Annotated in this window: 8 protein-coding genes; 2 read left to right on the top strand and 6 right to left on the bottom strand. The window is 43.4% G+C overall.

The annotated features are described in order from the left end of the window. Positions 1-62 precede the first annotated feature (62 nt). Positions 63-809, top strand: a complete 747-nt coding sequence (locus tag H6F50_RS25905; RefSeq protein ID WP_190412263.1) for a phosphatase PAP2 family protein — start codon at positions 63-65, stop codon at positions 807-809. Between the two features lie 31 nt (positions 810-840). On the opposite strand, the gene H6F50_RS25910 is transcribed toward H6F50_RS25905, so the two are convergent. The 6 genes from H6F50_RS25910 to H6F50_RS25935 all read right to left on the bottom strand — a co-directional run bounded on the left by H6F50_RS25910 (position 841) and on the right by H6F50_RS25935 (position 6,699). Beyond that, positions 841-2,028, bottom strand: a complete 1,188-nt coding sequence (locus H6F50_RS25910) for an AbrB family transcriptional regulator (protein WP_190430923.1) — start codon at positions 2,026-2,028, stop codon at positions 841-843. A 260-nt stretch (positions 2,029-2,288) separates the two neighbouring features. Continuing rightward, positions 2,289-2,714: a DUF202 domain-containing protein gene (locus H6F50_RS25915; protein ID WP_190412261.1), complete on the bottom strand. Its 426-nt coding sequence runs from the start codon at positions 2,712-2,714 to the stop codon at positions 2,289-2,291. 242 nt (positions 2,715-2,956) lie between these two features. Then, a complete protein-coding gene (locus H6F50_RS25920; RefSeq protein WP_190430924.1) occupies positions 2,957-3,601 on the bottom strand; it encodes a hypothetical protein in 645 nt (214 codons plus the stop codon). Between the two features lie 146 nt (positions 3,602-3,747). Further along, positions 3,748-4,407 carry a cadmium resistance transporter gene (locus tag H6F50_RS25925; RefSeq protein ID WP_190430925.1) on the bottom strand — a complete coding sequence of 220 codons (660 nt, stop codon included), beginning with the start codon at positions 4,405-4,407 and terminating at the stop codon, positions 3,748-3,750. A 21-nt stretch (positions 4,408-4,428) separates the two neighbouring features. Further along, positions 4,429-5,166 carry a cadmium resistance transporter gene (locus H6F50_RS25930; RefSeq protein ID WP_190430926.1) on the bottom strand — a complete coding sequence of 246 codons (738 nt, stop codon included), beginning with the start codon at positions 5,164-5,166 and terminating at the stop codon, positions 4,429-4,431. Positions 5,167-5,211: 45 nt separating this feature from the next. Further along, positions 5,212-6,699: an APC family permease gene (locus H6F50_RS25935; RefSeq protein WP_190430927.1), complete on the bottom strand. Its 1,488-nt coding sequence runs from the start codon at positions 6,697-6,699 to the stop codon at positions 5,212-5,214. 221 nt (positions 6,700-6,920) lie between these two features. Between H6F50_RS25935 and H6F50_RS25940 the strand changes: the two genes are divergently transcribed. Continuing rightward, positions 6,921-7,231: LysR family transcriptional regulator (locus H6F50_RS25940; protein WP_190430928.1), on the top strand; the 311-nt coding region annotated here is incomplete at its 3' end.

Below are 7,231 nucleotides of genomic sequence, written 5' to 3' on the forward strand. Positions count from 1 at the left end.
CTATCTCAAAAAAAAATAATAAAGAATTTCGGTTTGTACACATTTTCAGCATTTTTTGGTGAATGTTTAGTTCTAATTTTTGGAAGCTGTCTTCATCTTTCCTAAGTTTTCTCGAAAAGCTGCTCGTTGCTTATTGGCGTTCTTTGCTACTCCTATTGATAGGGGTCTGTTTACCAATGCTGGTTTTTGAGGAACTTGCATTAGTAGTATTGCAGAATCAAGGCGGTCTCCCCTGGGATGAAACTCTCCTGCTAGCAGTTCACAAGATAGCACAGCCACAACTAGACGTTTTTGCGGCAACTTTAACCAAGTTCGGAGTATTTTGGGGCGTATTTCCAGTTGCTACTGTAATCTCGTTAGTGTTGCTACGCCTTAAAAAGTGGCGATCGCTCGCCTATTTACTGACGACTCTACTAGGGAGCATTTTAATTAATCGCACTGCAAAACTGTTGCTGCATCGAGTGCGTCCTAACCTCTGGGAGTCAATCTCTCCAGAGTTTGATTATGCATTTCCCAGCGGTCACGCGATGTCCAGTATGACCTTGATAGCTGCTTTAGTCATTTTGACCTGGAATAGTAATTGGTGCTGGTTGGTGCTGGCTGTGGGGAGCGTATTCGTATTAGCGATCGGTTGGACGCGAATATATTTAGGGGTTCATTTTCCCAGCGATATTTTAGCAGGATGGATGGTTTCAATTGCTTGGACAATTGGCGTTAGTCTGCTAATCCAACCACATTTAACTAAACCGAGTACTATTCCTGAGGATGAGCTAACTGTGGATGAAGAGGAATCAATAGCCCAAGGTTAACAAGCCCAAGGTTAACACCATCGCAAAGAAATTATGGCATTGCTGATTTGGGTGATATCGTTTTAAGCTGATCTGCTGCGCCATCTTGATTTTTTGTAGAACGGCCTTCTAGATAGCAAATGAAAGACACCAAAGCTGGAAGACACAGATTAATCGTCATTAGCCGAACTAGATGACCTGCGGTTACAATCTCAACATTGTGATGCAAAGCTAGAGAGATTAATATCATTTCTGGAGATCCGCCTGGAGATGTCACCAGCAAACACGTTAGCCAGTCCCAGGGCGAGATCAACGTAGCAATTCCTGCTGAGATGAATCCTGCCAAAAAGGTCATGGCTACAGGAACCGAGGCATACGCTACTGTAAGCTTTCCCAGCTTTGGGTTCATTCCCCAATATTCACCGATTGTAATTCCCAGTAGAATTTGACCAATTAAATTAAATAAAGGGGGTAGATTAAAATCGATATGAGATAAAAATGGCAGTGAATCTAGCAACGAATCAAAACCAACCCCGACTATTATTGAACACAAGAAACCAGCAACAGGGATTTTTAAATAACTGCCTATTTTAACTGTCAATAATGTTACAGATAGTAACAAAAATAGTAAAAATAAGTAGTTGAAATTTATGACAAATAAATTCTCAGTAACGGAATGAATTATCGCGTTGATGTCATGTGCGTTAGAAACATTAGCAATAAGCGGTATAACAATAATAATTGCCGTAAAGCGTATTAACTGAACGAGAGAAACAAGTGAAATATTTCTACCATAGTCTGCTGCTATACTTGCCATAATTCCTATATTTCCGGGAACCGTAGCAAGCATGGCAGTTAGCAAATCTGTTTTTTCAATGCGTGAATATATATAACCAATAATTCCACCACAAAACATTAAAAATAATGCTAAAAGTAGAAAGATATGTAATTGGGAATAAATAGTTATTAGATTACTTTGCTTAAGAGAAAATCCTACAGTAAGACCAACAATAATTTGTCCAAATTTCCTTGAGTTGCGATTAGGCTTAGCTTGATTGTTATATCGACGATAGAAATAAAAGACCAAGGCACCAGCAGCAATACCCCCAAGTATCCAAGACCCTCCGCCTGCCCCAAGTGCAATAAAAGTTAGACCACTTAGTAAACCAATAATTATTTCTATACCAACAATTAAACAAGTGGTCGTCAATTTACTATTACTAAGTGTAGATTTATCCAAACTTATTTTCCTCACAAAATCTCCAATCTTTAATCATTACTTTCTTATGCGTTGAAGTGAAAAGATTATCCCAAAATGCTTATAAAAAGCGCATTGCTGACACATTGCAGCCTACCCTAAAAATAATTGACGGTGCAACATATCTGCGTAGCCTGTAGCTAGGTCTAACGCCCTATCTCTGCGTTTATATGCGTTATAAAACCTCTAAAAATGACTTTTAAAGGTAGGCTCTCTTCAGGGTTACTTAAATAAAATCTCAGTTAATCAAGGATGACACCATTTAATGATTCAACTGGAACTGTGAAGACGTAGTAGATAACCCCAGCTCCCAAGGTGAGTACGGCAAGGCTAAATAAAATCACCCAGCGATCCGCAGGTTCGTATGTATCCTCATCAATGTCATGTCGAACAGCGAAGTAGTGCTGGGTTGACAGCAATACCGTTACCAAACCAACTAAGGAAAACACTAAACCTAACTTCCACCCATTACCAGGGGGTTGAGGCGCAAGAGGTGGGCGGAGGAGACGAAGGCGGACGATCAGAACACCAAATCCCATCAGCGCGATCGCACTCCGCATCCATGCTAAGTAGGTGCGTTCGTTTGCCAAATGATCTCGCACTCGCTCAGAAGTCCGTCGTTTCGGCGTCTCTAATTTTTCTGTACTCCCATTTATCGGCTTAAACATAAACAATAGCTGCACAAAATACTACCCTCAATTATCAGTTTAGATGTACAAACAAAACAAGCTTTATCCCTTCAGAAGCACTTTGATCCGGAACCCGATATTCCGAAAAATTTTATGAAGTCTATTAGCCAGAGTATGATAGCTGTTCACCGTTTACTTTTGGTAGCTTTTCATACCCTGGCTGTTATCCTGCTACTCTTTAGAGGAAAAATACTTAAAGTGCTTTGGCTGGCGTGAAAAATTTAATCCTCGATTGGTGCGTTAGGAGTTTGCGCTTCCACATCTGTTGACGATAAATTAGGAATAGACCATGTACCCTCACCTGCTTTGAAAACTTTCGCAGCAGGAACGTTGAATTCAACTGCACCAGTTTCTGGATTGGTTTTAGCGACTAATTGGGTTCCAGCCACTATTTTGAGAGCTACAGGCTCCCCTAAATTTTGCCCTTGGGTGTCACCAGGAGTTAAGCCAGCTACTTTGACACCACTTGGCAAGTAAACCCCATCACAGTTCCAATCATCGTCCGTAACCTTGCCATTTCCTAAGTAGTAGAGAGTACTTGCTTGGGAAGCGTTAGATTTATTGGCTTTATGAGCATAGACCGCCAACGTTTTTCCAGTTTCATTGCGGCACTGCCCCCAGTCTGCCGCTGTCTCTAAGATATATTTTTGCAGTTGCAACTCACCGAGTTTCTGCTGAATTTCCTCAGGTGTATAGTCGGATTGATCCGGTGCGTCTTTTGCCTTTAAGAGGCTGTCAAGAGATTGAGTTACCTCTGTGTAGTCAGGACTCAGGGTAAGTTTCGGTCTGTCTGCCAAAGAAGGTTGAGCGATCGCCAAATTGACCAGAAATACTAATGCTACCAGAGCGATTTTGAACAGTTTCATGAACTTTCTCCTTGCGAGATTCCGAGTTTTTCCAACTCGATGTTTGGGTTTATGGTTGGAAAATTTTTAAGGGTAGACCTTTAGCAAAAAAGGTTTTTATTAAATTGCAGATACTGGTAAATGGTCTGCCAAGGTAAAACTGACACTTATTGGAACGACGGTAAGAGTTGATAGCTACCGCTTTCAACCAGAATAAAAATTCCTAAGCCAATTAACACAAATGGGACGATTCTCTTACCGTAGCGAGTGAAAAGGTGAGCAACAACCGAATGGCGGGTTAATTGGTAGGCGACATAACACCAAACTCCAACCAACACAAAAAACACGCTTAAAATTACTCCCAAACTAGCCAGATTGCTACTAGCAAACAACGGTACATATATCCCGATATTGTCACCCCCATTAGCAAATGTAACAGCTGCGACGTGATAAGTCTGAGGAGTAAGAAAACTAGCGAGAGTTGACATCACTGAGGAACTAGCTTTTGAGCTATTGAATTCATCTGATACTGTCTGGACTTCGTTTTCATCTTTTTCCCAATTGACTAATTGATTCACTCCAATAACAATGGGAACCAGACCTAGTAAGCCAATCCAAGCTTTTGGCAGAATTAAGCCACCAAAGAAACCCGGAAGACTAGCGGCAATTAATACAGTGAATCCAAGATACTTACCTACAACAATATGTTTGGTGCGGAAGGTAGAATTTACCTGGGCGAAGAATAGCATCAAGATCACAATGTCATCGATGTTAGTTGCTACAAAGGATGTAACTCCGGCAATGATTGCTTGTGCAAACCAACTCATGACACTGCGATCGCAACCTCCTCAATTTTTCTCCACTTCAGGCGTTGAGCAAATTTCCGCCTCAGACACTTGATCGTTACTTCTGCCAAGAGTCAGCAAACAGAGACAACTTGTGACTAAAGTCAGTACGAGCAAGCCACGATTTTCCAGTGTGTGACTGTCTACTAGAATTAAAACACCCAACCCAATTAAAACAAAGGGAACGAGTTGATTGCCATAGCGAGTCAGGGTTTGAGCGATCGCAGGTAAACGGGTTAATTGGTAAGCGGTGTAGCACCAAACTCCCACCAGCGAGAAGAATACCCCCAGAATCGCCAGAAGACCCTCCCAGGTACTACTCGCAAACAACGGCACATAGATACCGATGTTGTCACCCCCATTCGCAAATGTAACGGCTGCCACGCTATAAGTTTGTGGAGATAAAAAACTCGTAAACCAAGATTTCTCAGGTGGTTCTACTTTTTCCTCGCCTTCCGATTCATCCGTGTCTTGATTGAGTAAGCGACTGATTCCAATTGCAATTGGGGCAATGCCCAACAAACCAATCCAAGGGCGCGGCAATATTAGGGTACCAAAAAAACTGGGAAGGCTAGCGAGGACTAATGCACCAAAACCCAGATACTGACCAGCCACAATATGGCGACGTCGGAATACCGCATTCACTTGCGAGAAAAACAGCAACAAAATCACGATGTCATCAAGGTTGGTGGCTGTGAAGGCAGTGAATCCAAGGGGGATTGCCGTGATTATTTCGCTCATTTTTGCGTGTCCTTAAGGTTTGTAGATGCGTTGTCCAAACTAGCTTCAAAATTCATCATCTGCGATCGCCTCTGGTATCACCACCGAACTAGGTGTCGCAAATTTTGCATGAATCTCTTCAATCCCTCGCTCCATTGAACTGACAATTTCTGGAGAGCGGAATCTTTGGATGACAAACCATCCGCAAGTAACCATCAGGTACATCAAAAACAGGTAAGGAAACGCATCGTAAGGGGCTGCGGGAATTGGGAAAAGACTGCTACCGGGAATTCCCACACTTCCGAGAACGGGAATCATCATAAACCCAACTGCCAGAACTGAGAACACTACATGGTGTAGGCGGAGTTTTCTAATCTTGTGCAGGTAAACGGGTGCAGCGATCGAAATCAAGGTATAAACCGTTAAAAACCCGTAGCTACAGATCGCGCCCAAGTAACCCATGCTGTCAAACAGCTTCACATGAAACAGGGACATCGAAGCAGGCACAAGAAATACAATCAGCGAACACAGCGTAACGGCAATGTGCGGTGTCCGGTTCGATGAGTGAGATAAACCCAACGAAGAGGGGAATAAGCCGTGACGAGCCATCGTAAAGAAGACTCTGGCTGCTGGGTTGATACTACCAAGGACACAGGCAAAGAAGCTAAACAGGGCACTGAAGGCGACCAAGGTTCCTAAAAAACCAACTCCCGCCTGTTGCGCTAGAAAACCCAGCGGTTCTTCCGTAGTGGTAATGGAAACTCCAGTACCACTAAAACCCAGCACCTCAATGTAAGTCATCGAAATGAAGAATAGACCAGCCAGGGTAGTACTCCCCAAAACTGCTCTGGGGATCGTTTTCAATGGGTTTTTTGCTTCATCACCCAGAGATGTAGCACTTTCAAAGCCAGAGAAACTAAACATCACCATGACAAGTCCCATTGCCACGCTACCTGGAGTTACGCCTTGCAAAGTCAATTGGGACATATCTAAGGCAAAGCCTTTGTGCGCCCAAATGATGATCCCCAAGACGCCAATCAGGGCAAGGGAGGCTCCCTCCATCCACAGCATCGCCATTGCTGATAGCTGGATATCTTTATATGCTGCATACCAGGCAACCCCTGCACCGAGTGCCAGCAGCGTAATCGTCGAGGGATGAATGCCCAAGTGACCAATCAAGATACTGCTAAAGTTGGCAAAGCCGCACAACACTGACATTCCTGTAAACAAGTAAGCCAGAACCAAACTCCAACCGCAAATTACACCTGCTGTCGGGCCTAATCCTTTGACGATGTAAGAGTAGAGCGAACCGGGAGAAGCCGAGCGGCTGGCAAATTGATTGATGTTAATACTAACAAGCACTAACCCAATCATGCCGATGAGAAAACTTAGCCAGGTGCCATTTCCGGAGAGTACGACGATCAATCCTATATTTGAGGCGGGTATTGTTGTGGGTGCAATGACCGCAAAGGATTGAGCAAGAACTTCTCCAAAGGGAAGACAGTTTGGCTTTAAGCCGCGATCGCTCTGATTTAGTCGTCTTTCACTTGTCATTTAGAGGCTCCCTTCATACAGATTTGCCAATTCGGTGCGGCTAGCCGAATCTAACCGCTAGGCTTTGTCTGGGTAAGGCTTGATTGCAATAAACTATGCTTTCAATCTATGCAGCCAAATTAATAAAATCAAATACTTTTTTTTGTTGAAAGGATAACTTAAAGTGATTGATAGCTTGATATAGACAGATAGAGGTGCTTAAGGAGCCTTAAAGAGTAGAGATGACATTTGAACAATTACGAATTTTTCTAGCAGTGGCAGAACATCTGCACTTTACCCGTGCGGCGGAGGAACTATATATTACCCAACCTGCGGTTAGTGCCGCGATCCAAAGCTTGGAACAGCAATACAGCGTGAAACTGTTCCATCGCGTTGGTCGCCACATTGAGATCGCGGAGGCGGGGAAACTCCTACAGGTGGAAGCGCAGAAGATTCTCGATCAGGTTGCTTTGACTGAGCGAGGTTTGCGGGAATTAAACAATTTACAACGGGGTGAGTTGAAATTGGGCGCAAGTCTCACGATTGGCAACTA

Source organism: Coleofasciculus sp. FACHB-712, assembly GCF_014695635.1.
GTDB lineage: Bacteria > Cyanobacteriota > Cyanobacteriia > Cyanobacteriales > FACHB-T130 > FACHB-T130.

Excerpts from the sequence above, each read along its gene's own strand:
- H6F50_RS25925 (WP_190430925.1), bottom strand. The coding sequence starts at position 4,407 with ATGAGTTGGTTTGCACAAGCAATCATTGCCGGAGTTACATCCTTTGTA.
- H6F50_RS25915 (WP_190412261.1), bottom strand. The coding sequence starts at position 2,714 with ATGTTTAAGCCGATAAATGGGAGTACAGAAAAATTAGAGACGCCGAAA.
- H6F50_RS25920 (WP_190430924.1), bottom strand. The coding sequence starts at position 3,601 with ATGAAACTGTTCAAAATCGCTCTGGTAGCATTAGTATTTCTGGTCAAT.
- H6F50_RS25930 (WP_190430926.1), bottom strand. The coding sequence starts at position 5,166 with ATGAGCGAAATAATCACGGCAATCCCCCTTGGATTCACTGCCTTCACA.
- H6F50_RS25935 (WP_190430927.1), bottom strand. The coding sequence starts at position 6,699 with ATGACAAGTGAAAGACGACTAAATCAGAGCGATCGCGGCTTAAAGCCA.
- H6F50_RS25905 (WP_190412263.1), top strand. The coding sequence starts at position 63 with ATGTTTAGTTCTAATTTTTGGAAGCTGTCTTCATCTTTCCTAAGTTTT.